The following is a 23,579-nucleotide window of genomic DNA, read 5'->3' on the forward strand; positions in this document are numbered from 1 at the left end:
CCTACACCTCCGAATCTATCGACTCATAATCTTTGCGCAGCGGATGGCCCACCCAATCATCAGGCATCATGATCCGCCGCATATCGGGGTGTCCAGGAAAATCAACTCCCAGTAAATCGTAAATTTCACGTTCATTCCAATTCGCTGTTGCCCAGACTGGTGTTGCCGAATAGACGGCTGACGCTTCCCGTTCCGTCTTTATCTTAATTCCGACCTCTCTTTTGGTTCCAAGCGAGATCATATGATATACCACTTCTATGTGGGTCTCGTAATCGACACCTGACACATTACGCAAATAATTAAATTGAAGCTGCTCGTGCTCCTTAAGCAGCTTTGCAGCTTCACGCCAGTGTTCATTGCGTAAAATAATCATCGGCATATCGCCATTCAGTTCATTTACATAGGCATCCTCTACCGAAGCTTCTGCGATTTCCTGCTTCAGAAGCGCGACTATGGCATCAAGCTCAGGCTGCCTTGGCGAAGGTGCTTTCGGCTGCTCCGGCTCTGCTTCACTCGCTTCTGCTTCGGCCTTAGCTTTTGCTGCCGCTCTCGCTGCGCGTGCTTCCGCAGCTGCCTTCAGCTTGGCTTCCTTCTCCGGGTCTACGGGAGGCGTCTCTGCGACCGGTTTATCCTCTTCACTCATCGACTGGTCACCCGCTTCCCAGTCTTCGCTTCATAGCGAATTTTCTCCTGCAGTTTATTGATGCCATAGATCAGCGCGGCCGGATTAGGCGGACAGCCCGGAATATACACATCAACAGGTACGATCTGATCGACGCCTTTGATGACTGAATAGGACTTAATATAAGGTCCGCCAGCCGTTGCGCAGGATCCCATTGCGATAACCCACTTCGGCTCTGGCATTTGATCATAAAGCCTGCGTAAAAGGGGACCCATCTTCTTCGTAACTGTACCGGCCACAATCATCACGTCAGACTGTCGCGGCGAGGTACGGAACATCACTCCAAAACGATCCAGATCATAATGCGATGCTCCCGTTCCCATCATTTCAATCGCACAGCAAGCAAGACCGAATGTGAGCGGCCATAACGAGTTGCTTCTTGCCCAAGCCTTCAATTGCTCCAAGGTGCCCATAAATACGTTGCGTTCCAGCTCTTTGCGTTCCTCTAACGAAATTGATTCTAAACTGAATTCCATTTCAGCACCTTCTTTTTCCAGGCATATAGAAGACCAATAAGCAGCATTCCCGCAAAAATCAACATTTCGACTAGCACAAATAAGCCGAGCTTATTATATGCGACGGCCCAAGGATATAAGAAAACGGTTTCTACATCAAAGATGACAAACATTAGTGCAAACAAGTAATAGCGGATGTTAAAACGGACCTGTCCCTCACCTACCGGCTCATTTCCGCTTTCATAGGTGGTTTGTTTGAGCTCACTTGGCTTATTCGGCCTTAGCAGTCTTCCTACAGTTAATGCAACGACGGGAAGCATAATGCCAAGCACGATAAAAATAGCCACGACGACATAATTATTGGAGTAGTGTTCCACACGATCGCCTCCGTAAATTTGAGTAGGTAGCCGCTTGGTCAATTTTCCTCACAATTATAACAAATGCTTCCACCGCCGTCTATGATGGAGTTGTGCCTAGGGCAGGTTCCTTGTTCGTTTTATCGGAATCCCCTTCTGCTGCTTCATTCCCTTTTTGCCTGCGGCTGCTGGACTTCTGCTCATCTTGAAACCGACCGTCGCTCGTATCCTTTTTCCCCCTAATAACAGCAACCAGGAGCAGCAATAATGGTACAACACAACCATGCAGCAAGCTGTAGACCGTCCATACTCCAATGCCAAATTCATGCGCATGAGCCGCATTTCGATATACCATGAGCGAGATAGGCACAATGACAAAAGCATAGGGAATGACCAATGGACGATAGGTAGAAAGCTTAAGCATTTGAGCCGTTAAAACCGTCAGTACATAAACGCAAAGCGCAAGCTTCATAAAGACCGTTCCGATCCAAACCATCGCAACTAATATTTCAACACGTACCAATATCTCTTCGATATTAATGTTTTTCGCCATATCATAGACGGCAAACGGACTTCTGCCCGCTTCTTGCACCCCCATTACAGCAACCAAAAAAATCGTAATCAGCGTACTTACAAACGCAATGGCAAAAACAGAGAGCTTCAGTTTTTTTCTTAATTTTTTGCGATCCTCCTGACGTACAAGCGGGAAAATCGTCGTTATAAACACGAATTCCGCAATAGGGAACCCGAGAATCGGATAGACACCCTTAATCGGCCTTATCCAGCCGTCGTACAAGAAAGGCTCAAAGTTTTGAAAATTAAATTGATTGAACAAAGCAATGAGAACAATCCCAATAACTAAGGCCGCCCATCCAAATAAAATCTCACCCGTTCTTGCAATCGTCTCAATGCCTAAAAGAACACCATATATAACCACAATCATAAAGGTGAGGTTAATGAACCACTCCGGTGTCTCTGGCAATACGGATAAATTCAAAAAATCGGATATATTCCGCAGTACCAATGCGCTTAACAACAAAAAATAAGAAATATACAGTAAAGTTACTACTTTTCCTAGCCAAACCCCCAGCAGTTTTTCCGAGTATTGCGCCAAAGTCAGCTTTGGAAAACGATCAGCAAGCGCTAGATAAGTGAGCAGTATGAAATAATTAAACGGTCCTGCGAGCACCATTGAAATCCAGCCATCCTGCTTGGCAATCGACGTCACCATTGTTGGCAATATGAGCGCTGCACTTCCAAGTGCAAATAAAAACAATATTTTAGCGCATTGCCCCGATGTAATCTCGGCATTGTTTATTCCCGCAAATTTGCTCATCTATGCTATGTCCCCTCTTCAATCCACTTTAATATGGGTTTATATACAGGCGAGAAAATAGCCGTAAGCCAATCTGCTGGATTGGGTATCGGTAGATGCATTAGCTTTGCCATCATAATCCCCACCCCTATGACCAAAATAACCAAAGCCCAGCCCCCCTCGCGATGACGGTTTTTTTTGCTGTTCCTTCTCCATATTGCCGTTCCAACCGTAACGGAAAATAAGAAGAGGACAATGAGAGCCATCATACTATTCACTCATTTCGATATAGATTCGCCTCGTACACCTGAGCCTGTTATTTGAGTCGTACAGATGACTTCGCTTTTCACTTGAGGGAAAATATCTTCCCAGTCCRTTTCGATTTTCCTCCAAATATTAGGTTCTTGAAAATAAACCTCTTTTCCCCACCCTAATACATCCGTGTGGAATTTCTTCTGTACGCTATTGATTGTGCCCGCTACCTCTTCCTCGATCGCTTTATCTGTCATTTTGCCGATCTTGATCAGTACACTTTCCTCCGTGATGTTGACGCCGTGGCACATGATTTCTTGAATTCCACCCCCTATACTAATATGGACCTGTATAATTGGATGACCATCCGGATCTTGTTTAACCTTATACACGGTCGCCGTATCCTGTACCTCAACAATGAGCTCCCCTTCTGACTCCGGGCATCCAAGCTTTACGACAGTGCTCTCCACTTTATTTTGAAGCCAAGATAGACCTCTTGAATCCTTGGACTTCAAATAGCCAACAAGCTTGCCATCGCGAAAAACAGCCATCGTCGACAATACCGGAATCGCTTTAGCAGGTATGGTGTTTAAATTATCATTCGAATGGCCCTGCTCCTTATTCCCTTCTATCAGAACAGAGGGCAATACAGCCTGCTGCTTCCCTCTTCCCAATAGTCTCGTTAAATCTTTGACTAACACGACATAGTTCGACGCATACGCAGACTGATTCACTTCAATCATTTCCCGAAGCTGATTCACAGGAATTGATTCTGTTTGCGTCGTTAACCGTAGCAAATTCTCCGCCCTCGTCCCCCGTGTAATAAGCACTGAAATATCAGTCCGTATATCTGGATTTCTCTCAATTAAATCAACTAAGGGATAGATGCCTTTTCTAGCCATACTCTCGCTGACGATCAGCATTTGTGTGTGGGAGAAAAAAAGCCGTCTAGATGTTTTAGTCGACATTTTTCGAATCGCCTCAAACAATGTGTCCCCTTTTTCCGTAAACGTCGTCACCGCGGTGCCGCCAATGGCCCCTTTAGTCTCCGCTGCAACGTTTTGGGGCAATACGACCTGAACGGTCAATTGAAGCTTATTTTTTCCAGTTGGATCATCATCCACTCCTATGGCGTATACAACACCGAGCTTGTCCAAATAGCGTAAATCCCAACAGCCGTTCAATAGTGCCAGCATACATGCTGTCCATACAAGAATGAGCTTCCGTCCTATTTTCCTGAATGAAAATATCCGTTTCCTTGCATTGACGCTGCCATGGCTCATTGCTGCGGCTCCTTCCTATGCTCCGTTTCAATGTCTTGTCTAACTCTATTACTCGAAGCAAGCTTCACTGGCCGTTCCCGCATCATCCAAAGTGGCGCCCTAACCAGCGTATCCTTCATATCCTTTAAATACATCGGGGCGAATGGTTTGATATAGGGCATGCCAAACGATCTTAAATTGCTCAAATGCAGCAGAAGCAGCAGCACCACTAATCCAATTCCATAAAAACCGAGTGTCGACGCTGCTAGAAGCAGCAGAAAGCGCAGCAGCCTAGCCGCAATTCCAAGACTGTAGTTAGGAGATACGAAGCTGGCAATCGCTGTGAAGGAAACGACGATAACGACGGCTGGCGAGACGATTCCTGCCTCTACGACCGACTGTCCGATAACGAGACCTCCAACGATCGATATCGTGTTACCCGCAGCACTAGGCATTCGGACAACGGCTTCCCGCAATATTTCAAATACAAATTCCATAATAAAAGCTTCCAAATAGGCGGGAAAAGGCACACCCTCCCGCTGTGCTGCAAGCTTTAGCAGCAGCTGAGTCGGTATCATTTCCTGATGATATCCAACGATTGCGACATATATCGACGGCATAAGCAGTGCGATTAAAAAGGAAACAAAACGAAGCATCCGCAGAAACGTCGCGATATCAAACCGCTGATAATAATCTTCTGAAGCCTGAAAAAACATATTTAAAATCGTGGGCACAATGAGAACAAATGGCGTCCCATCAACAAAAATCGCTATTCGGCCCTCAAGCAAATTGCCTGCGATAGCATCCGGCCGCTCTACACTCATGATGGTAGGAAACGGCGACCACTTCTGATCCGTAATTAATTCCTCGATATAACCGGATTCAAGTATGCCGTCAATTTGTATTTCTTCCAGGCGTTCTCTTAAATCCGTAAGCACATTCTCATCCGCCAAATCTTTGACATACATAATGCATACGGGAGTTTGTGAAATTTCTCCGATCGTCCATTGCTCCATCCACAGCTTCGGGCTTCGTATCTTCCTGCGAATCAGCGATGTATTTGTTCTAATCGACTCCGTAAACCCTTCCCTAGGACCACGAATGGCCATCTCGGTTTTCGGCTCTTCTACATTCCTTCTTGCTCCCCCAACTACATTGGTTGCTATCGCCTGGCTTGCACCTTCTATCATGATGACGCAATAACCCATAAACAATTTTTGAAAAAGTAGCTTCCAATCATATAAATCATTAACAATACCCGTTGAGAGCAAATTGTTTTTCATAAACGCAAGCAGCTCAACAGGCTCTAAATCAATATCCTCCGGATATTTGCCCACATGCATGGGTTGAATGACAAAATGGTCAAAGCGTTCATCATCAATCATCCCTTGTACATAAACAATTAGCGCTTTCGTGTGACCTCTATCCGTCAACTGCAGCTCACGATAAATAATATCCTGACTCTCACCCAGCTCACGCTTCATAGTCTCCATATTTTGCTCCAGAGAAGTGAAAAGGGCCTTCTCCGCAAAAGGCTGAAGCTGCTCCTTTTCATGCATCTCTGCTTTGGTTATACGCTTATCAGCCTTTTGACCAGCGCTGCCATTGCCCTGCTTATAGGTTCGGAACATTTACCCATCTCCTTTCTGTTGCTCAATTGGATTGATGCTTAGGATAACTCTTCCATGGCATTATTATGTATTGTGTCTTAGTTGATTAAAGAATGCATCGCATAAAAAAAGAGCCGCAGCTCCGTTTTACACGGACTTCTGCAACCCTATCTCGTTCACTTATCTTATTCGTGATTCTGTCAGCTTAAACTGGCCAACAAGCTGTTGAAGCAGCGTCGTTATAGACTCCACACTCTGAGACGTTTGTCTCACATTCGTCATTTCGCCTATGAGCTCTTGTACTTTGCTCTCTACATCGGAAGAAATCCTCCGATTTTCTCTGCTTACCAGTGCGATTTTCTCCATTAGCTGCACCACCTCATCAACGACCTGCGTCTTGCGATGATCCTCGGCATGTGCGGAAGCAAGCGTACTAGCAGCGGCTGCTACTAGCTGATTGCCCTCTTCAACTACGCGAGTGCCTTCATCCATAGAGGCGTACGCTTGTTTCGCTTCATCATAAATGTGACGAGTAATTTCATGCACTTCCTCGGTCGACTTTTTGGTCATATCGGCAAGCTTGCGGATTTCCGACGCCACAACGGCAAAACCTCTGCCTTGCTCACCAACCCTCGCTGCCTCGATCGATGCATTAAGCGCTAATAAATTCGTCTGTGCAGATATTTCTTCAATAACATGCAAGACCCCTTGTATTTCTTGCACCGTATCCATAAATTTATGAATGGTACCGTTGGTTTCTCCTACCTTGGCAGAGATGTGAAGCATCTTCTCCCCGATGCGATCAACCTCGGCTTTGGCTACCTCAATCTGCCCTGCTGCCTGCTCTTCGATCTGTTTCAGCGTTGCCTGCATATCGCCTGCAGCATCCTTCGCCATATCAATATCCTTCAATTGCAATCGGATGCTTCCAATCATATCGGACACTTTCCCGCTAACTCGTTCCGTTGAAGCTGAAGTGACAGCTGCTGATTCGTTCAGGACATATTGACTGGATAGAACATCAGAGGAAGCAAGCTTAACCTGCAGCATTATGCCTTCCAAGGAATCTATCATATTGTTAATCCATTTGGCTAATTCTTTCGATTCATCATTATCAAAACGATTAAGCTGCAAGCGCTGGGTCAGATCGCCCTTTCCTTCTGCATTGATGCGAATAAAACGATTAATTTGGCGCAAATGCGATACGACACGCTTCGACTCCCTATTTTGAAAGGCAGCAATGAATAACAATCCAAATACAAGATTGAATAAACCTGCCGCTGTTGCAGTCACCCAAACCGGAGCATGAACGGCAATAAATAACATAAGCAATGCCGACAAAATACTAACACTCGTAATCGATATAAGCTGCAGCTTGCGTTGTCTCCATCCTATACTGCGAATGCGATATACTTCCTCCAAATCTCCCTCGCACATCATCCCCCATTTGTCCGGACAATGCGGCAGCTGAAAGGTCACTCCCTTACCAATAACCGATATATGCCTATAATCCGAATAACCTGGATATTCAACGAATAGATTGCTGTCGTTTGCAATGGTATTCGCAACCCCAGGATGAAGCTGCCCAGTTGCCGGATCATTAAAGACAATTTCAAGCTCTGTATGCTCCTTGATCGAAACTTTGCCCCAATCAGTTGTTACGCCATCCTTGAGATTTTCACCATGTGTGAATGTTCGGTCCTCGAACCTGCTTCGAGATAGAGCCGTCCCTGGCGCTATATGAGTATTTAAGCCTGCCTTCGCCATAAAGATATAATTATCACCCGAATCCGGATAGACGTGGCCCGATTCTCGCTGAATTAAATCTCCTAGTACATCATTCGGCACACGCGCGCATAACGTCCCTGCAAAGCTGCCATTTACCGTAATTGGAAGCATAAATAATAGAGTCATTTTGTCATGAAAAGAGGAAGAACGCGCTCCTAGCTTTAAGGTGAGAGAATCACTATAAGGCCCAAACAAGCATCGACGAGGGCTGCTCAACTGCTTAGTGTAGCTCAGTCCAAGCTGCAAGCTGCTATCTTCTTGATAGATTGTCCCAATATGCGGACTGTGTGTGGAGCTGATAACGGTTTGCTTCACATCGAGTAAAAACAGCTCGGTTATATCGATCGCTCGAGCATATGTTCTTTCAAATAATCGTTCTATTTGCGACTGTTCAGTAGAAGTAGTAAAATCTTTGTTTTGAGCGAGGAGTTCTGTCAGTTGGCCACCCAATTGATCGATGTAATTCCAATACTCCATTGCCCATGCAGTTAGCAATTCCTTACGTGTCTCCGCAATCCCCTCAAAGCTTTGCTCGACATCTGTTCTCATATCTTTATTCAATTGCCATGAAACCCAGAGCGGAAACCCTACTTTTATACCTAGCCAGTCAAACATATGATTCTCCCCCCGCTATTTTCATTGTCTGTGATGTTAACTATATTAACATATATTAGAGGGAATTATATACAAATAATTAGTTTTTTTGTCGAAAACACGCATATTTCAGAATACATAACACCGAATAGGGGGTGAAACACGAATATTCGAATCAACCTGACATTGGAATTCAGCACTGACTTTCATCTACACTATAATATGTTACATATTAGCTATCTTTACATCTAACCTCTCTTTTCCTATAAAAAAAAGCACCGCCAGCGCCTTTAAGGCGCTGACAGTGCTTTGGTGGTTGTTGCTTATTTGTGTTTAATATGCAGACGATTCATCGCACGCTGCAAAGCAAGCTCTGCACGGCGGAAATCAACTTGGTCTTGCTTCGCAGCAAGACGCTGCTGAGCACGCTGTTTAGCGGCTTCTGCACGTTCAACGTTAATATCAGTTGCAAGCTCAGCGCTCTCAGCAAGGATAACGATCTTATCCTTGCGTACTTCGATGAAGCCTCCATTAACTGCTACTACATCTACTTGATTACCGCGTTTGATAACGACAGGTGCAATACGAAGCGGTGTGACAAGTGGAATGTGATTTGGCAATATGCCAAGCTCACCTTCAACGCCTGTTACACTAACCATATTCGCAGTCTCTGCGTATACTTTACGCTCAGGTGTTACAATCTCTACTAAAAAAGAACTCATGTGGATTCCTCCCGCCTTTCGCTATTAAAGCGTTTTGGCTTTCTCCACGGCTTCTTCAATCACACCAACATATCGGAAAGCTTCTTCCGGAAGGTCGTCATGTTTGCCCTCGAGAATTTCTTTAAAGCTGCGAACCGATTCTTTTACAGGTACATATTTACCTTTAGTTCCTGTAAACGGCTCAGCAACGTGGAACGGTTGAGAAAGGAATAGTTGAATTTTACGTGCGCGAGACACGGTCAATTTATCTTCTTCACTTAGCTCATCCATACCAAGGATTGCGATAATATCTTGAAGCTCTTTGTAGCGCTGAAGAATTTTCTTAACGCCTTGAGCTACGTTATAGTGCTCTGCACCCAATACAGATGGGCTTAGGATACGTGAAGATGACGCGAGTGGATCAACCGCTGGGAAGATACCCATCTCGGAAATTTTACGCTCCAAGTTCGTTGTAGCATCCAAGTGGGCAAACGTCGTTGCTGGAGCTGGATCCGTATAGTCATCGGCAGGTACATAGATCGCTTGGATCGAAGTAACCGAACCTTTTTTCGTAGACGTAATACGCTCTTGCAATTGACCCATTTCAGTTGCCAATGTTGGCTGGTAACCTACCGCGGAAGGCATACGGCCTAGAAGGGCCGAAACCTCGGAGCCTGCTTGTGTGAAACGGAAGATGTTATCGACGAACAATAGTACGTCTTTTCCTTCTTCGTCACGGAAATACTCAGCCATTGTCAGACCAGTCAAGGCTACGCGTTGACGTGCGCCTGGCGGCTCATTCATTTGCCCGAATACCATCGCTGTTTTGCTTAGTACGCCGGAATCTTTCATCTCGTGGTAAAGGTCATTACCTTCACGAGTACGCTCACCAACACCCGCGAATACGGAGATACCGCCGTGCTCTTGTGCGATGTTGTTGATAAGCTCTTGAATCGTAACCGTTTTACCTACACCCGCGCCGCCGAAGAGGCCGATTTTACCGCCTTTTGCGTATGGAGCGAGAAGATCGATTACTTTAATTCCTGTTTCAAGAATTTCCGCTTGCGTGGACAATTCGTCGAAAGCAGGTGCTGCGCGGTGAATCGGAAGGTTAACTACCGATGAAGCATCGCCAGCTTCGTCAATTGGTTGGCCTAGCACGTTAAATACGCGACCAAGCGTAGAAGCACCAACCGGAATAGTAATAGGTGCGCCTGTATCTACGGCAATCATACCGCGTACAAGACCGTCTGTCGTACTCATAGCTACGGCACGTACCTTATTGTCACCGAGGTGAACGGCTACTTCAAGCGTCAAGTTAATATCAATGCCGCCTGCTTCGCCCTTTTGCTCGATTTTGACAGCGTTCAAAATTTCCGGCAAATTGCCGCGTTCGAACTCTAAGTCTACGACCGGACCCATGACGGATACAACATGTCCTTTTTTCATGGTTTTCCCTCCTGGTTCCTTCTTGTAACTGCACGCCGGTCAGCTTATCGCAAGCGCCTGGCCCTTGCAGTGTATATATTAAGATTGAGCATTTGCCCCAGCAACGATCTCGGAAATTTCTTGTGTAATCGCTGCTTGACGCGCCCTATTGTAAGTGAGCGTCAATTGGTTGATGATTTTCGTCGCGTTTTTCGTGGCGCTTCCCATGGCAGTCATACGTGCCCCGAACTCACTTGCTTTTCCGTCTAGAACTGCGCTGTAAATGAGCGTTTCCGCATATTTAGGCAGCAGCACTTCAAGCACGCCCTCCGGTGATGGCTCGTATTCATACGATGTGACAGCCGTGTTCCCGCCTACTTCTGCAAGAGGCAGCAAACGTACGTCTGTCGGCACTTGAGTAATCGCATTAACAAATTCGTTATAGTACAAGTACAACTCATCATAAGCGCCTTCTGAGAACATATTAACGGCTGAATAAGCAACCGATTTAATGTCTGCGAATGTAGGAGCATCCGGCAAGCCGATAACTTCCTCAACGATTGTCATATTGCGGCGGCGGAAATAGTCGCGACCTTTCCGTCCGATAACGAACAATACATATTCATCCGTCGACTTATGATTCTCTCGAATCGTTTGCGTTACTTTACGAAGAATATTCGCATTGTAGCCGCCCGCTAGTCCACGGTCCGATGTAATAACGAGATAACCCGTTTTTTTCACTGGACGCTTCTCTAGCATCGGATGCTTCACATCTTTAGTGCCAGCTGCGATGCTTGCTACAACTTCCTTCAGCTTCTCAGCATATGGGCGTGATGCTTGCGCTGCTTCTTGTGCCTTTCTTAGGCGGGAAGCGGCAACCATCTCCATTGCTTTCGTAATCTGCTTCGTATTTTGTTTACTCTTGATTTCGCGTTTAATATCGCGCATACCTTTTGCCATTTGGTTTCACCCGCCTTTGTTGCTTTGGACCTGCTCCAAAGCCTGGTGTTGGTGGAGAAAGTTATCTAGGCCCGAACATAAAGAACGGGCTTTGATTTATATTGGATTATAAGAAGGTATAAGTTTCACCCGTATGTGCTTAATTATGCCGATACAGAGAAGCTTTTCTTAAATTTATTGATAGCTTCAACGAGAGCTTTCTCGTTGTCAGCAACAAGATCCTTAGTATCGCGGATCGATTGGCCAATTTCAGGGCTGTTCGAATCGAGGTACGCGTGGAACTCTTCCTCAAAGCGAAGGATATCGCCAACTGGAATCTCATCCAAATGACCTTTAACAGCAGAGAAGATTGAGATAACTTGCTTCTCAACAGGCATCGGCTTGTTAACGTCTTGTTTAAGAATTTCCATCGTGCGCGCACCGCGGTTAAGGCGAGCTAGCGTCGATTTGTCAAGGTCGGAACCGAACTGCGAGAACGCTTGAAGCTCACGGTAAGCCGCAAGATCCAGACGAAGCGTACCAGCAACCTTTTTCATTGCTTTGATTTGAGCGGAACCACCTACACGGGATACAGAGATACCAACGTTAACCGCTGGACGCTGACCGGAGTAGAACAGATCTGCTTCTAGGAAGATTTGACCGTCTGTAATGGAGATTACATTCGTAGGAATGTATGCCGATACGTCTGATGCTTGTGTCTCAATGAATGGCAATGCCGTCATTGAGCCGCCGCCTCTAGCGTCGCTTAGTTTAGCCGCACGCTCTAGCAAACGGGAGTGAAGGTAGAATACATCACCTGGGTATGCTTCACGACCCGGTGGACGACGAAGCAATAGGGAAAGCTCACGGTAAGCAGCAGCTTGTTTCGATAGATCATCGTAGATAACAAGAACGTGCTCGCCTTTGTACATGAAGTACTCACCCATTGTACAACCAGCATAAGGAGCTAGGAAGAGCAATGGAGCCGGCTCAGATGCACCAGCAGTTACTACGATCGTGTATTCAAGAGCACCGTGGCGACGAAGTGTTTCCACTACGTTTGCAACAGTGGATTGCTTTTGACCAACAGCAACGTAAATACATTTTACGCCGTTGCCTTTTTGGTTGATGATTGCATCGATTGCAATGGATGTTTTACCCGTTTGACGGTCACCGATGATAAGCTCACGTTGTCCGCGGCCTACTGGTACCATTGCGTCGATAGCTTTCATACCTGTTTGCATAGGCTCATGAACCGATTTACGGTCGATTACGCCTGGTGCTGGAGATTCAATCGCACGGAATTGAGTCGTGTTGATTGGACCTTTACCATCTAGTGGCTGTCCAAGTGGATTTACTACGCGGCCAAGAAGCTCTTCGCCGACAGGTACTTCCATGATACGGCCTGTACGTTTAACTTGATCGCCTTCGCGAATATCCGTATATGGTCCAAGGATAACGACACCCACGTTGCTTTCTTCGAGGTTCAAAGCCATACCGACTACACCGTTTGAGAATTCGAGCAATTCACCCTGCATCGCATTTTCCAAACCGTGTACGCGGGCGATACCGTCACCGACATTGATTACGGTGCCGACGTCTACGACTTGAATTTCGGATTTAAAATTTTCGATCTGTTGTTTAATCAGCGTGCTGATTTCATCAGGTCTGATACTCAATTCGTTCACCCCTATCTACAGTGCATTAGATTTTAAACGATTTTTGTAAACGTTCCAACTTGCCGGACAAGCTTCCATCATAAAGACGGTCGCCGATGCGTACTTGTACGCCACCAAGCAATGAAGGTTCTACTATTTGCTCAGCAATAATAGCTTTGCCAGTCAATTGTCCGAACTGCGCCGCTACGTTAGCAAGCTCAGCATCAGACAAAGCTTGTGCGGAATAAACCGTAGCATGTGCTTGACCGAGCGAATCTCCCGCAACCTTCGTATATGCTGCATAAACCTCAGCAATAATATCTTGGCGTCTGCGAGTAATAAGAATCTGTACAGTGTTGAATACCAGTGAAGATACTCGATCACCGAATGCTGCTTTTAGAACGGCAATCTTTTGTTCTGGAGCAATACTTGGAACAGACAGGAACTTTTCAATGTCAGCGTCCTGCTCAAGAGCTTGCACGATCAGCTTAAGCTGCTCCTGAACCTCTGAAACAACCTTTTGCTGCTGTGCAACCTCGAACAGTGCTTTAGCGTAGCGCTTCGCTACGACTGCATCGCGGCTCATTTATTTCCAACTTCTTTCAAATATTGACCAACAAGCTGTTCTTGTGATTTCTCATCCACTTGCTTCTCAATAATTTTCGATGCGATTTTTACGGAGATGCCGCCAACTTCAGTACGAAGCGCTGCAATTGCTTTGTTTTTCTCGCTTTCGATATCTTTGAGAGCATCGTCTTTCAGACGGGATGCTTCTGTTTTTGCTGTTTGAACGATCTCGTCTGCTTGCTTCGAGCTCGTTGTTCTGGATTGTTCAATAATTTCGTAAGCTTCTTTGCGAGCTTGTTGGAGTGCAGCCTTCTGCTCTTCCATTTGCTGCTCAGCCGCTTTACGACTGTTCTCAGCTGTATTCATTTGTTCAAGCACAAGCTGTCTGCGCTTCTCCATTACTTCGAATAATGGGCCAAATGCGTACTTATTGAGTAACCAGTACAAAACACCAAACGCAACCATTGCGATTACTGTAGATTCCCAAACCCATGACATAGATGCCGCTCCTTTCTCACCACAATATTGTCTTAATCATAACGAAGGCGAAGAGGGCTAAGGCCTTCCCCGCCAATTTCAGTTATTAAGCTTGGAAGAAAGCCAAGAAGCCGATAACTACGCCGATGATAGGCACAACTTCGACGATACCTACACCGATGAACATTGTTGTTTGCAATTTACCTTGAAGTTCAGGTTGACGAGCGATACCTTCAACTGTTTTACTAACGATCATACCGTTACCTACACCCGCGCCAACTGCACCCAAACCTACTGCCAAAGCTGCTGCTAATAATTCCATTTTTAAAATCCTCCTCGAAAATTGTTGTTTTTTTGTATAACCAACCTCAATGTTGAATTAAGGCATAAAGCGAAAATTAATGTGCTTCCTCTTCATCGTGAATGGCAGCTTGTGAAATATATACCATCGTAAGAATCGTGAACAAGAAAGCTTGAATACCGCCTACAAAAAGACTGAAGCCCTGCCATGCAACCAGGAACGGCGTACCAATCCAGCCCATCATCAGGATTGTTGCAATCAGTACTTCACCTGCGAAGATGTTAGCGAACAACCGAAGCGCGAGTGTTACTGGCTTAGCGATTGTCTCAATAAGGTTAACTGGGAAGAATACTGGGTAAGGATGGAAATAATGCTTCAAGTAGTGCTTTCTATTCTGTTTCAGACCAAGGAAATGGACCATTACGAATACGATAAGCGCTAACCCTGCCGTTACTGAAATATCAGCAGTTGGCGATTTCCACCAAGCAAGTTCAACATGTCCATGCTTCTCATCCAATAACTCCTGCGTAACACCGATATTTTCATTAACAGTACTAGTTTCGGTTACAATACCGAAAGGCAAACCGAGCAGGTTGGAGATGAAAATGAACATAATCAGCGTCATTCCTAAAGAAACGAACGGTCTGACTCGTTTTGCAGGCATTGTGCTCGAAATAAGGTTTTGAACGAAATCAACGACCCATTCCAAAAAGTTCTGCATCTTCGAAGGGTTGTCCACCGAAAGGTTGCGAACAGCCAGCTTAGCGATCAAGAACGTCACAATGACTGAAACCACAAGTGCTACCAAGGTCGAAATGTCAATATTAAACGGCCCCAGTGGCATCACCGGAAATTCATGCATCTAAAATTTTCACCCCTTTCCGCTAAGATTGTCGTTTATTGTGAATATATGCTGCTACCAAAAGAATAAACGGCATGACCATACAGCCAGCTAACGCGGCCGGCATGCTGAGATCCTCCGGAAAACGATAGGCGATCATGGCAACCAGCAACACTGTTGCGATGCGGTTTCCTAGACCAAGACCTCTCTTGCGTGGCCCAACCCCCGCTGCTCCTAGGGTGACCATTTCTACTCTGCGTCTTAGTAAAAACGCATTCATGGAACTTGCTGCCAATCCCACAAGAAGACCGAGAGACACCGTACGCCAGTCCGGCAAGAAAGCCCATACAATTAGGCATACCGCCATTGCATAAATAAGCGTACGTAATGCTGTCTTCATTATTTTATCCATCGGCGTCCTCCATAACCTTCTTAACAAGCAGAATGGCTGAGAGTAGTCCGACAGCCAGACCGACCAGTATGCCACCGAGCGTCCATCCCTTCGCGTCCCCAAAACGGTTCCCGAGAGAAGAGCCGATCCAATAGCCTAAAAAGATACATACAGCGACTTGCAATCCGAGTGCGCCGACTAGTCCGGCTGCGAGCAGTGGATTGTCCCTTCTGTCCTTTTTATTCATGGTTCATACCCCTGTCAATCCTCATTTATTTTATCCAAGCCACAACATGTTTGTCAATTGAAATCACTGCAAACTTTTGGTGAATTGATCGACCAAAACCCTTGATACATAAGGTGTTGTGCGTCCCGGAAACCGTACAGTACTACTGTATGCTGTACATTCGCCTCTCAGCTCATCACTCCTGTGTAATCTATGAACGTTCTGTGAACGAAACAGGACGATCCTTTAGTCTGCCAAAATGATGCAAGATCGCATCTACAATACGCTCGGAAGCGGTGCCATCCCCATATGGGTTAGCAGCTTGACTCATGCGAGAATACAGCTGAGAATCGGTTAGCAGTGCATGAGCTCTGCTGTACACCAGCTCCTCATTTGTACCTACCAACTCTAGCGTTCCAGCTTCGATGCCCTCTGGACGCTCTGTCGTATCGCGAAGCACAAGAGTCGGCACGCCAAACGATGGAGCCTCTTCTTGCAAACCGCCGGAATCCGTCATGATCATAAAGGCATGCGGGTAAAAATTATGGAACTCGAATACATCAAGCGGTTCTATTAAGCGAATACGCGGGTGATCGCCCAAAATTTCATTCGCAGGCTCCCTTACAGCTGGATTCGGATGGACCGCATACACAACGACTACATCTTCGTGCTCGTCGGCGATTCGTTTCACCGCTCTGAAAATATTGCGATGCGGTTCTCCTAACGCTTCACGACGATGTGCTGTCATGAGAATCATCCGTTTCCCTTTTGCCCAGTCGATGACCGGATGCGAGAAAGACTCATCCACCGTATATTGAAATACATCAGTAGCGGTGTTCCCAGTCACATAAATGGCAGCATCCGACTTGTTCTCTTTGCGTAAATTGTTGGCCGACCATTCTGTCGGAGCAAAATGCACATCTGAGAGCACGCCGGCAAGCTGCCGATTCATTTCTTCCGGATACGGAGAAAGCTTATTCCAAGTACGAAGCCCCGCCTCAACGTGGCCAACTTTTATTTGCTTAAGAAACGCTGCATAGCTTGCTAGAAACGTTGTCTGTGTATCGCCATGAACTAGCACGATATCAGGCTTCGCTTGCGTTAGAACAGGATCAAGCCCTTCCAGCACGCGAACAGTCGTCTCCGTTAATGTTTGACGATCCTTCATCACATTCAAATCGTAATTTGGATGAATTTCAAAAAAATCGAGTACCTGATCAAGCATCTGGCGATGCTGCGCAGTTACACAAACGATCGATTCGATTTCATCCTCTCGCTTCTGGAGCTCGAGTACGAGCGGCGCCATCTTGACTGCCTCCGGACGTGTTCCAAAAATAGTCATTACCTTCAGTTTAGACAAAAGATTCCACTCCTATTATCATTTCATACGACACTGTGCTAATTTGTTCCGAACATGCGGTCTCCAGCATCGCCTAAACCAGGGATGATGTAGCCTCTTTCATCCAGACGCTCATCAAGTGCGGCGATATAAATGTCGACATCAGGATGCGCTTCTTGAACAGCCTTCACGCCCTCCGGAGCAGCAATAAGACACATTAATTTAATTTGATCGCAATTATGATTTTTCAGTGAATTGATCGCTGCGATAGCAGAGCCGCCCGTAGCAAGCATCGGATCGATAACAATAAGCAGACGATTCGGTGCATCTGTAGGCAAATTAATGTAATACTCTTTAGGCTGGAGCGTTTCATGATCTCTCGCTAGACCGATATGCCCTACCTTTGCCGATGGAATCAGCTTCAATATACCGTCAACCATCCCAAGGCCAGCGCGCAAAATAGGCACAAGCCCAAGCATTCTTCCGGATACAACCTTCGAATCCGTCTCGGCTACAGGCGTCTGCACCTTAATCGTATCAAGCGGTATTTCTCTCGTAATTTCGTAAGACATCAATGTTGCAACTTCATCAACCAATTCCCGAAAATCTTTTGTATTCGTTTCTTTATTCCGAATAAAAGTCAGCTTATGCTGAATTAACGGATGGTCGCAAATAATTACTTTGCTCATGGAGCCGTATTCCTCCCGTTTGTTGTTGTTATTGTATAGTAGTCTTCACACAATCCCGTATATTATAGCATTGTAAACAAGCCCTTGCATCTTGAGTTTTGTGTTTTCGCAAATAAAGGCCAGTGATTCCAAAATTAGGAGCCACAGGCCACTGTAAGTATATTCCTTTTAACTGCTGCAGCCTCCGCCGCCGCAGGATGATCCGCCGCCGTCTCCACCGCTTCCGCAGGAGGAATCCCCGCCTGATCCGCTATCACCGCCGTCACTTCCACACGAATGGTCATCTCTTCCATCGTCGGATGAGCCGCTGCAAGCATAAGTGGTATCACCGCTTCCATTCGCTTTACGTTCCTCTTCATTTTGAGCTTGATCCATCTGCTGGGCAAAATCATTCGGGTGCGATATAGAATTGTAAATGAGAAGACCTGATAATAGGCCGGTTGCTCCTAAAACAGGATCATACCCATAGCTGCTCGCGGAGCTAGGCTCTTTCCCGTAAGGCGCTTTGCCCTTTCCAGCAGCCAAAAGCTGAGATTTGGCTCTGTCTATCATGTAGTTAGCTGTCGCTTTCAAATCAGAGTGTCTCTCTGTCGTACTCACGTTAAACCATTGCTTGCGCAGCTCTTCTGTACTCCAGCTAGCAAGCTCCTCCAGCCGTTGCTCCGACATTTGCGTTCGGTAAAAGGCTCCCCATATTCTGCCGCTAACCGGCGCCTGCCCAAACAGCTCGCCATAAGCCCAGTCGAACATCGCTCTTTCTCCTGGGAGCGGCTGCGCACCTGGCGCATGAGGTGCATGAGGTGCATGATGAATCATTGCACCGGAGAATTTCATGCAAAACTGTTCATACTCCCTCGTGAACATAAGCATTTCATGCCATACTGCATCAACCTGCTTGCTATACATAGGAACACTGCGCATCATACCGCACATAAGAAAATATCGCTTCAGCTCGAACCAGGTCCAATTCCATTCTTTATCTGATATTTTTGGGAATTCCTTTAATACCCTGTCCTTCACTCGGCTCTCAAAATCGATACCTAGCGCGGACTCCAAGCGTTCCGCCGCGGTTCTCGCAGGGTGCCCGTACGGCACGCCAAGTGCAGTCGGCAACTCGGCATTTGGCCAAGGTGTAAACGCATTGGTACGGCCAGCATATTCTCTGCCTCTGCCGCCTGATTTAGCTTTGCTGTTTGAACTATTCGATTTTGATAGTACACTTAATACAACAATAACCAAAACTACAATAATCAATATCGTTACCACTTGATCCATCCTAACCCTCCACGTCGGTTCGTCTTACCCATATATTAACACATCTCCTAATCGCACGGGTCATCAGGATAATGAAGGTCACTATAAAATCGAGGCTCTCTTCTGAATAGAAGCCTTTAAACAGCGTTGTACTGCCCTGTATGCCTGCTTCATGATACGGGAGAGTTTCCCTCTGTTAACCCCGCAATGTCCAGTACAACCGCTCTACGATTCTGCTCCTTGCACTTACACACGGCGAAGCCGCTCTCCTCAAGCTTATATAGTGAGCCTTGAAGTCATCATGTAAACTTCTATCCACAATCAGTATAAAAATAATAAATTATTTATTGAAAAAACGTTTAAACGATAAACTATCCACATTTTTGGCATTAGTTATCCACAATTGTCCACATGTTATCAACATTTTTGTGCACAACCTACTAAAAATAAAAAAAGATGAAGCAAGAATCATCCTTGCCCCATCTTTTTTCAAAAACTTATTCACAACTAGCTTTATGCTAGATAATTGATAATGATTAAACTGACGCGTAGTGACAAGCAGCAAAATGCCCTTTTCTCACTTCAAGCAGAGCTGGCTCATCCACCTTGCATTTGTTTGTCGCAATCGGACAACGCGTATGGAACTGGCAGCCTGTAGGCGGATTGATTGGGCTAGGCAAATCGCCAGTCAATACAATACGCTCACGAGTCGCTTCAATTTCCGGGTCTGGAATTGGAATAGCCGAAAGCAGAGCCCTTGTATAAGGGTGAGCAGGGCTCGCATACAACTCGCTGCTCTCTGCAAGCTCAACGATTTTACCAAGATACATAACGGCTACACGATCGCTTATATGCTTAACCATGGACAAATCATGCGCGATAAACAAGTAAGTTAAACCCATCTTGCGCTGTAGATCCATCATCAAGTTAACAACTTGCGCTTGGATAGATACGTCGAGCGCTGAGATCGGCTCATCTGCAATGATGAAGCGCGGATCAACGGCAAGCGCGCGCGCAATACCAATACGCTGTCTTTGACCGCCAGAGAATTCATGAGGATACCTTGTAGCGTGGTCTGGATTAAGACCTACGACATCTAGCAGGTTCTCAACTCTGTGCTTGCGTTCTTTCTTGCTTGCAACAAGCTTGTGAATATCAAGTGCTTCTCCGATGATGTCCATAACCGTCATACGCGGGTTTAATGATGCGTAAGGATCTTGGAATATCATTTGCATATCACGGCGAAGTTCCTTTAGCTTAGGGCCCTTCAACTTATAGATATCTTGCCCGTCGAAGTTAACACCGCCGCTAGTTGGTTCATACAGCCGCATAATAGTACGACCAGCTGTTGATTTTCCGCAGCCGGACTCACCAACTACGCCGACCGTTTCTCCTTTTTTGATGGAGAAAGATATATCATTAACAGCGTGGAGCGTCGCTCCTCCGCCTAAATTAAACGATTTACGCAAATTATTAATTTCAATTAATGGCGCACTCATACTGACACCTCCCGATTTGCATAAGGATGTGCTAGCCAGCATGCCGACTCATGATTCTCATTGCCGTCCACTGGGAGCAATTCAGGATCATTGTCCACGCAAACCCGCATGGCTTCATCACAGCGAGCACAGAAGCTGCAGCCAGTCGGCGGCTTAATCAAATCCGGCGGCATACCGTAAATCGGTACCAACGGCTCTTCCTTCTTCTGGTCAAGACGAGGAAGGGAGCGCAGCAAACCTCTTGTATAAGGATGCTTAGGGTTTTTGAAAATCTCCCATTTCGTACCGGTTTCCACAACCTTGCCTGCATACATAACGATAACGCGGTCACACATATCTGCTACAACGCCTAAATCATGCGTAATAAGAATAATAGAAGTGCCAAGCTTTTGCTGCAAGTCCTTCATGACTCGCATAATTTGCGCTTGAATTGTAACGTCTAGCGCCGTTGTTGGCTCATCCGCAATAAGAAGCGATGGATTGCATGCAAGCGCGATAGCAATCATCGCCCGTTGACGCATGCCCCCAGAGAACTGATGCGGATATTGATTAACTCGTGAAGCAGGGTTCGGAATACCWACAAGATCAAGCATCTCAATCGCGCGTGCAGTCGCTTTTGCACCGCTTATTCCTTGATGCTTGATTAGTCCCTCTGTAATTTGACGGCCAATCGTCAGCGTAGGGTTAAGAGAGGTCATTGGATCCTGAAAGATCATCCCCATCTCTTTACCGCGAATGTCCTCCATTTGATTATTGGACATTTTCAAAATTTCTTGGCCTTTAAACATAATCGATCCTTTAGTATCGGCCGGAGGCGATGGAATCAAACGCATGAGCGATTGTGCAGTTACACTTTTGCCGCAACCGGACTCCCCAACGATGGCTACTGCCTCGCCTTTGTTGACGTGAAAATTCACACCGCGAACCGCTTTAACGATACCGCCTCGAACTTTGAAATTAACACGAAGGTCTTTTACTTCAAGTAATTTCTCCATCATTGACCACCTCCTACTTCTTCATTTTCGGATCAAGCGCATCTCTCAGACCATCGCCAAAAATATTAAAGCAAAGCATCGTAATGCTTATAACAGCTGCTGGGAAAATCATTCTCCACGGATACAGTGTCCATGCTTTAATTGCATCATTTATCATCGTACCCAAAGACGCAGCCGGGGATTGAACACCTAGTCCCAAGAAGCTGAGGAATGCCTCTGCGAAGATCGCACTTGGAACAGTAAGCGTCAACGTTACGATAATCGGACCCATTGCGTTAGGAATAAGATGTCTGAATAGAATACGTGGAGTGCTTGCACCGAGCGCTTGAGCTGCCATAACGTATTCTTGATTTTTGAGCTGCATGATCTGGCCGCGCACAATCCAAGCCATACTGATCCAACCGGTTATACTAAGCGCAAGCACGATCGTGAACATGCTTGGCTCTAATATGACAATCAAAAGAATGATAATAAGCATGCTTGGAATGGAGTATAGAATTTCACAAAAACGGTTCAGTATCTCATCGACACGTCCGCCGAAATAACCCATAATCCCGCCGATAATAACTCCGAGTACCAAGTCAGCTAATGCAGCATATATACCAACCTGCAGAGATATTCCAGCACCCATCCAAGTACGGGTGAATAGATCCCGTCCGAGATCATCTGTACCAAACCAGTAGGTAGCGTTAGGGCCCAGATTTTTTTCTTTCAAGTGATTCGTTTGAAAATCCTGCTCCGATATCATCGGGCCAAAAATCGCCGTAAGGGAGACGATAAGCAAAACTATTAAGCTGAACATGGCTATTTTGTTGGAACGCAAACGCAGCCAAGCATCTTTCCATGCTGAGATGCTCTCACGAACAACTACTTCCGTGTGCTTCTCATCTTTGTTCAGCTTTGCGAATTGATCCGGCGTAAAGGTCTTATCCTTCATCCTTTTCCGCCTCCTCTTGTTAGCTTGATACGCGGATCGACAAAGCCATAAGCAACGTCAGTCAAGAACCGCGCAACCATCAGGATAATTCCATAAAATAAAGTAAGCCCCATTATGAGCGTATAGTCGCGGTTAGTAATACTTTGTACAAAATATTTCCCAATTCCACCTATACCAAAAATTTGTTCGACAACGACAGAACCGGTAATAATGTTAGCGGTCATCGGTCCGATATAAGTTACTACTGGTAAAATAGCATTGCGTAGAGCATGACGAACCAAGATAATGCGGCCGCTGAGACCTTTAGCACGAGCGGTCTTAATATAATCAGCGGATAGTACTTCTAGCATTGTTGAGCGCGTCAGACGCGCGATAAATGCAGCCGGAAGAAACGAAAGTGCAAGAACAGGCATAATAAAATCTGTAGGATCGTTAAGTCCCGATACATTGAGCCAACGCAGCTTGCTGCCTAGGACGAACTGTAAAATTGATGCTGCCAAAAAGTTGGGAATCGAAACCCCAAGCACTGCAATAACAATCGTAAAGCTATCCAAAAATTTACGATGATTAAGAGCCGCAATGATGCCCAGAATCAAACCTAATGCTAGCGACACAATAACGGCAAAAAGACCGATTTGCGCAGAGTAAATAAAGCTTTCTTTAATAATACGAGTAACGGACATATATTGCTGCTTCATTGACATCCCTAAGTCGCCATGAAGCAAATTGTTCAAATACATCAAGTATTGTTTCCATACCGGCTGATCAAGGCCGTACATTTGCAAGAGGTGCTCCCTTATTTTCTCGGGAATAGCCTTCTCCCTAATGAAGGGATCGCCCGGGATAATTTTCATAAGAAAGAACGTAGCGGACGCAAGAACAAACAACGAGACAAACATGGACAGAAACTTCTTGGATACATATTTTATCAACGCAATGGACACCTCCTTACAGAATATAAACAAGAAGTAATGCTAAAAAGTGATAAAGCCTGAATCTGTCAACAAGAAAGGGATATATGCG

The 23,579-nt window shown here is 45.8% G+C and carries 25 protein-coding genes; all 25 read right to left on the reverse strand.

Annotated elements, in window-relative coordinates; genetic code table 11:
• Nucleotide 1: 1 nt before the first annotated feature.
• Nucleotides 2–643, reverse strand: coding sequence for an NADH-quinone oxidoreductase subunit C (locus AB4Z17_RS00185; protein ID WP_441957418.1), 642 nt, complete (start codon nt 641–643; stop codon nt 2–4).
• Nucleotides 640–1,158 carry a NuoB/complex I 20 kDa subunit family protein gene (locus AB4Z17_RS00190; protein WP_076266244.1) on the reverse strand — a complete coding sequence of 173 codons (519 nt, stop codon included), beginning with the start codon at nt 1,156–1,158 and terminating at the stop codon, nt 640–642. Before AB4Z17_RS00190 ends, AB4Z17_RS00185 begins: the two co-directional genes overlap by 4 nt.
• Nucleotides 1,143–1,457 (reverse strand): NADH-quinone oxidoreductase subunit A, encoded by a 315-nt coding sequence (locus AB4Z17_RS00195; RefSeq protein WP_256710814.1) that lies wholly within the window; start codon nt 1,455–1,457, stop codon nt 1,143–1,145. Before AB4Z17_RS00195 ends, AB4Z17_RS00190 begins: the two co-directional genes overlap by 16 nt.
• Before the next feature lie 136 nt (nt 1,458–1,593).
• Complete coding sequence (locus tag AB4Z17_RS00200) at nt 1,594–2,829, reverse strand: GerAB/ArcD/ProY family transporter (protein WP_441910177.1); 1,236 nt, start codon at nt 2,827–2,829, stop codon at nt 1,594–1,596.
• A 5-nt stretch (nt 2,830–2,834) separates the two neighbouring features.
• The gene (locus tag AB4Z17_RS00205; RefSeq protein ID WP_441910176.1) at nt 2,835–3,077 is read right to left on the reverse strand and encodes a hypothetical protein; all 243 of its coding nucleotides are present in this window, start codon (nt 3,075–3,077) and stop codon (nt 2,835–2,837) included.
• 9 nt (nt 3,078–3,086) lie between these two features.
• Nucleotides 3,087–4,343 (reverse strand): Ger(x)C family spore germination protein, encoded by a 1,257-nt coding sequence (locus AB4Z17_RS00210; RefSeq protein ID WP_441957420.1) that lies wholly within the window; start codon nt 4,341–4,343, stop codon nt 3,087–3,089.
• Nucleotides 4,340–5,953, reverse strand: a complete 1,614-nt coding sequence (locus tag AB4Z17_RS00215; RefSeq protein ID WP_441910174.1) for a spore germination protein — start codon at nt 5,951–5,953, stop codon at nt 4,340–4,342. The genes AB4Z17_RS00210 and AB4Z17_RS00215 overlap by 4 nt, the downstream gene beginning before the upstream one ends.
• Nucleotides 5,954–6,112: 159 nt before the next feature.
• Entirely contained in the window at nt 6,113–8,335 is a 2,223-nt protein-coding gene (locus AB4Z17_RS00220) for a methyl-accepting chemotaxis protein (protein WP_441957422.1), read from the reverse strand.
• A gap of 302 nt (nt 8,336–8,637) precedes the next feature.
• Nucleotides 8,638–9,036: a F0F1 ATP synthase subunit epsilon gene (locus tag AB4Z17_RS00225; protein WP_076266251.1), complete on the reverse strand. Its 399-nt coding sequence runs from the start codon at nt 9,034–9,036 to the stop codon at nt 8,638–8,640.
• A 24-nt stretch (nt 9,037–9,060) separates the two neighbouring features.
• Nucleotides 9,061–10,464 carry a F0F1 ATP synthase subunit beta gene (atpD, locus tag AB4Z17_RS00230; RefSeq protein ID WP_076266252.1) on the reverse strand — a complete coding sequence of 468 codons (1,404 nt, stop codon included), beginning with the start codon at nt 10,462–10,464 and terminating at the stop codon, nt 9,061–9,063.
• 78 nt (nt 10,465–10,542) lie between these two features.
• A complete protein-coding gene (gene atpG / locus AB4Z17_RS00235; protein WP_054025458.1) occupies nt 10,543–11,403 on the reverse strand; it encodes an ATP synthase F1 subunit gamma in 861 nt (286 codons plus the stop codon).
• 143 nt (nt 11,404–11,546) lie between these two features.
• Nucleotides 11,547–13,061 carry a F0F1 ATP synthase subunit alpha gene (gene atpA, locus AB4Z17_RS00240; protein ID WP_076266254.1) on the reverse strand — a complete coding sequence of 505 codons (1,515 nt, stop codon included), beginning with the start codon at nt 13,059–13,061 and terminating at the stop codon, nt 11,547–11,549.
• A gap of 25 nt (nt 13,062–13,086) precedes the next feature.
• The gene (locus tag AB4Z17_RS00245) at nt 13,087–13,626 is read right to left on the reverse strand and encodes a F0F1 ATP synthase subunit delta (protein ID WP_339205408.1); all 540 of its coding nucleotides are present in this window, start codon (nt 13,624–13,626) and stop codon (nt 13,087–13,089) included.
• Entirely contained in the window at nt 13,623–14,105 is a 483-nt protein-coding gene (gene atpF, locus AB4Z17_RS00250) for a F0F1 ATP synthase subunit B (RefSeq protein WP_339205409.1), read from the reverse strand. Before atpF ends, AB4Z17_RS00245 begins: the two co-directional genes overlap by 4 nt.
• An 85-nt stretch (nt 14,106–14,190) precedes the next feature.
• Nucleotides 14,191–14,406: a F0F1 ATP synthase subunit C gene (gene atpE, locus AB4Z17_RS00255; RefSeq protein WP_053373757.1), complete on the reverse strand. Its 216-nt coding sequence runs from the start codon at nt 14,404–14,406 to the stop codon at nt 14,191–14,193.
• A 76-nt stretch (nt 14,407–14,482) separates the two neighbouring features.
• Entirely contained in the window at nt 14,483–15,247 is a 765-nt protein-coding gene (gene atpB / locus AB4Z17_RS00260; RefSeq protein ID WP_441910170.1) for a F0F1 ATP synthase subunit A, read from the reverse strand.
• Nucleotides 15,248–15,269: 22 nt separating this feature from the next.
• Nucleotides 15,270–15,638 carry an ATP synthase subunit I gene (locus AB4Z17_RS00265; protein ID WP_076266258.1) on the reverse strand — a complete coding sequence of 123 codons (369 nt, stop codon included), beginning with the start codon at nt 15,636–15,638 and terminating at the stop codon, nt 15,270–15,272.
• Nucleotides 15,631–15,864, reverse strand: coding sequence for an AtpZ/AtpI family protein (locus tag AB4Z17_RS00270; RefSeq protein WP_076266259.1), 234 nt, complete (start codon nt 15,862–15,864; stop codon nt 15,631–15,633). Before AB4Z17_RS00270 ends, AB4Z17_RS00265 begins: the two co-directional genes overlap by 8 nt.
• 190 nt (nt 15,865–16,054) lie before the next feature.
• Entirely contained in the window at nt 16,055–17,203 is a 1,149-nt protein-coding gene (gene wecB, locus AB4Z17_RS00275) for a non-hydrolyzing UDP-N-acetylglucosamine 2-epimerase (RefSeq protein ID WP_441910169.1), read from the reverse strand.
• Nucleotides 17,204–17,241: 38 nt separating this feature from the next.
• The gene (gene upp, locus AB4Z17_RS00280) at nt 17,242–17,871 is read right to left on the reverse strand and encodes a uracil phosphoribosyltransferase (protein ID WP_076266260.1); all 630 of its coding nucleotides are present in this window, start codon (nt 17,869–17,871) and stop codon (nt 17,242–17,244) included.
• A 168-nt stretch (nt 17,872–18,039) separates the two neighbouring features.
• A complete protein-coding gene (locus tag AB4Z17_RS00285) occupies nt 18,040–19,146 on the reverse strand; it encodes a hypothetical protein (RefSeq protein ID WP_441957424.1) in 1,107 nt (368 codons plus the stop codon).
• A 515-nt stretch (nt 19,147–19,661) separates the two neighbouring features.
• On the reverse strand, nt 19,662–20,624 hold the full coding sequence (locus AB4Z17_RS00290) for an ABC transporter ATP-binding protein (RefSeq protein ID WP_076266262.1): 963 nt from the start codon (nt 20,622–20,624) through the stop codon (nt 19,662–19,664).
• On the reverse strand, nt 20,621–21,619 hold the full coding sequence (locus AB4Z17_RS00295; RefSeq protein ID WP_339209780.1) for an ABC transporter ATP-binding protein: 999 nt from the start codon (nt 21,617–21,619) through the stop codon (nt 20,621–20,623). The genes AB4Z17_RS00290 and AB4Z17_RS00295 overlap by 4 nt, the downstream gene beginning before the upstream one ends.
• A gap of 13 nt (nt 21,620–21,632) precedes the next feature.
• Nucleotides 21,633–22,556: an ABC transporter permease gene (locus tag AB4Z17_RS00300; protein ID WP_441910167.1), complete on the reverse strand. Its 924-nt coding sequence runs from the start codon at nt 22,554–22,556 to the stop codon at nt 21,633–21,635.
• Nucleotides 22,553–23,488: an ABC transporter permease gene (locus AB4Z17_RS00305; protein ID WP_054025472.1), complete on the reverse strand. Its 936-nt coding sequence runs from the start codon at nt 23,486–23,488 to the stop codon at nt 22,553–22,555. Before AB4Z17_RS00305 ends, AB4Z17_RS00300 begins: the two co-directional genes overlap by 4 nt.
• Between the last annotated feature and the right edge of the window lie 91 nt (nt 23,489–23,579).

The organism is Paenibacillus sp. TAF43_2 (genome assembly GCF_052113545.1).
GTDB lineage: Bacteria > Bacillota > Bacilli > Paenibacillales > Paenibacillaceae > Pristimantibacillus.

Bases quoted from the DNA above. Each gene is read 5' to 3' on its own strand.
- AB4Z17_RS00185 (WP_441957418.1), bottom strand. From the start codon at position 643: ATGAGTGAAGAGGATAAACCGGTCGCAGAGACGCCTCCCGTAGACCCG.
- AB4Z17_RS00190 (WP_076266244.1), bottom strand. From the start codon at position 1,158: ATGGAATTCAGTTTAGAATCAATTTCGTTAGAGGAACGCAAAGAGCTG.
- AB4Z17_RS00195 (WP_256710814.1), bottom strand. From the start codon at position 1,457: ATGCTTCCCGTCGTTGCATTAACTGTAGGAAGACTGCTAAGGCCGAAT.
- AB4Z17_RS00200 (WP_441910177.1), bottom strand. From the start codon at position 2,829: ATGAGCAAATTTGCGGGAATAAACAATGCCGAGATTACATCGGGGCAA.
- AB4Z17_RS00205 (WP_441910176.1), bottom strand. From the start codon at position 3,077: ATGATGGCTCTCATTGTCCTCTTCTTATTTTCCGTTACGGTTGGAACG.
- AB4Z17_RS00215 (WP_441910174.1), bottom strand. From the start codon at position 5,953: ATGTTCCGAACCTATAAGCAGGGCAATGGCAGCGCTGGTCAAAAGGCT.
- AB4Z17_RS00220 (WP_441957422.1), bottom strand. From the start codon at position 8,335: ATGTTTGACTGGCTAGGTATAAAAGTAGGGTTTCCGCTCTGGGTTTCA.
- AB4Z17_RS00225 (WP_076266251.1), bottom strand. From the start codon at position 9,036: ATGAGTTCTTTTTTAGTAGAGATTGTAACACCTGAGCGTAAAGTATAC.
- atpD (WP_076266252.1), bottom strand. From the start codon at position 10,464: ATGAAAAAAGGACATGTTGTATCCGTCATGGGTCCGGTCGTAGACTTA.
- atpG (WP_054025458.1), bottom strand. From the start codon at position 11,403: ATGGCAAAAGGTATGCGCGATATTAAACGCGAAATCAAGAGTAAACAA.
- AB4Z17_RS00245 (WP_339205408.1), bottom strand. From the start codon at position 13,626: ATGAGCCGCGATGCAGTCGTAGCGAAGCGCTACGCTAAAGCACTGTTC.
- atpF (WP_339205409.1), bottom strand. From the start codon at position 14,105: ATGTCATGGGTTTGGGAATCTACAGTAATCGCAATGGTTGCGTTTGGT.
- atpE (WP_053373757.1), bottom strand. From the start codon at position 14,406: ATGGAATTATTAGCAGCAGCTTTGGCAGTAGGTTTGGGTGCAGTTGGC.
- atpB (WP_441910170.1), bottom strand. From the start codon at position 15,247: ATGCATGAATTTCCGGTGATGCCACTGGGGCCGTTTAATATTGACATT.
- AB4Z17_RS00265 (WP_076266258.1), bottom strand. From the start codon at position 15,638: ATGGATAAAATAATGAAGACAGCATTACGTACGCTTATTTATGCAATG.
- AB4Z17_RS00270 (WP_076266259.1), bottom strand. From the start codon at position 15,864: ATGAATAAAAAGGACAGAAGGGACAATCCACTGCTCGCAGCCGGACTA.
- upp (WP_076266260.1), bottom strand. From the start codon at position 17,871: ATGAGCAAAGTAATTATTTGCGACCATCCGTTAATTCAGCATAAGCTG.
- AB4Z17_RS00285 (WP_441957424.1), bottom strand. From the start codon at position 19,146: ATGGATCAAGTGGTAACGATATTGATTATTGTAGTTTTGGTTATTGTT.
- AB4Z17_RS00290 (WP_076266262.1), bottom strand. From the start codon at position 20,624: ATGAGTGCGCCATTAATTGAAATTAATAATTTGCGTAAATCGTTTAAT.
- AB4Z17_RS00300 (WP_441910167.1), bottom strand. From the start codon at position 22,556: ATGAAGGATAAGACCTTTACGCCGGATCAATTCGCAAAGCTGAACAAA.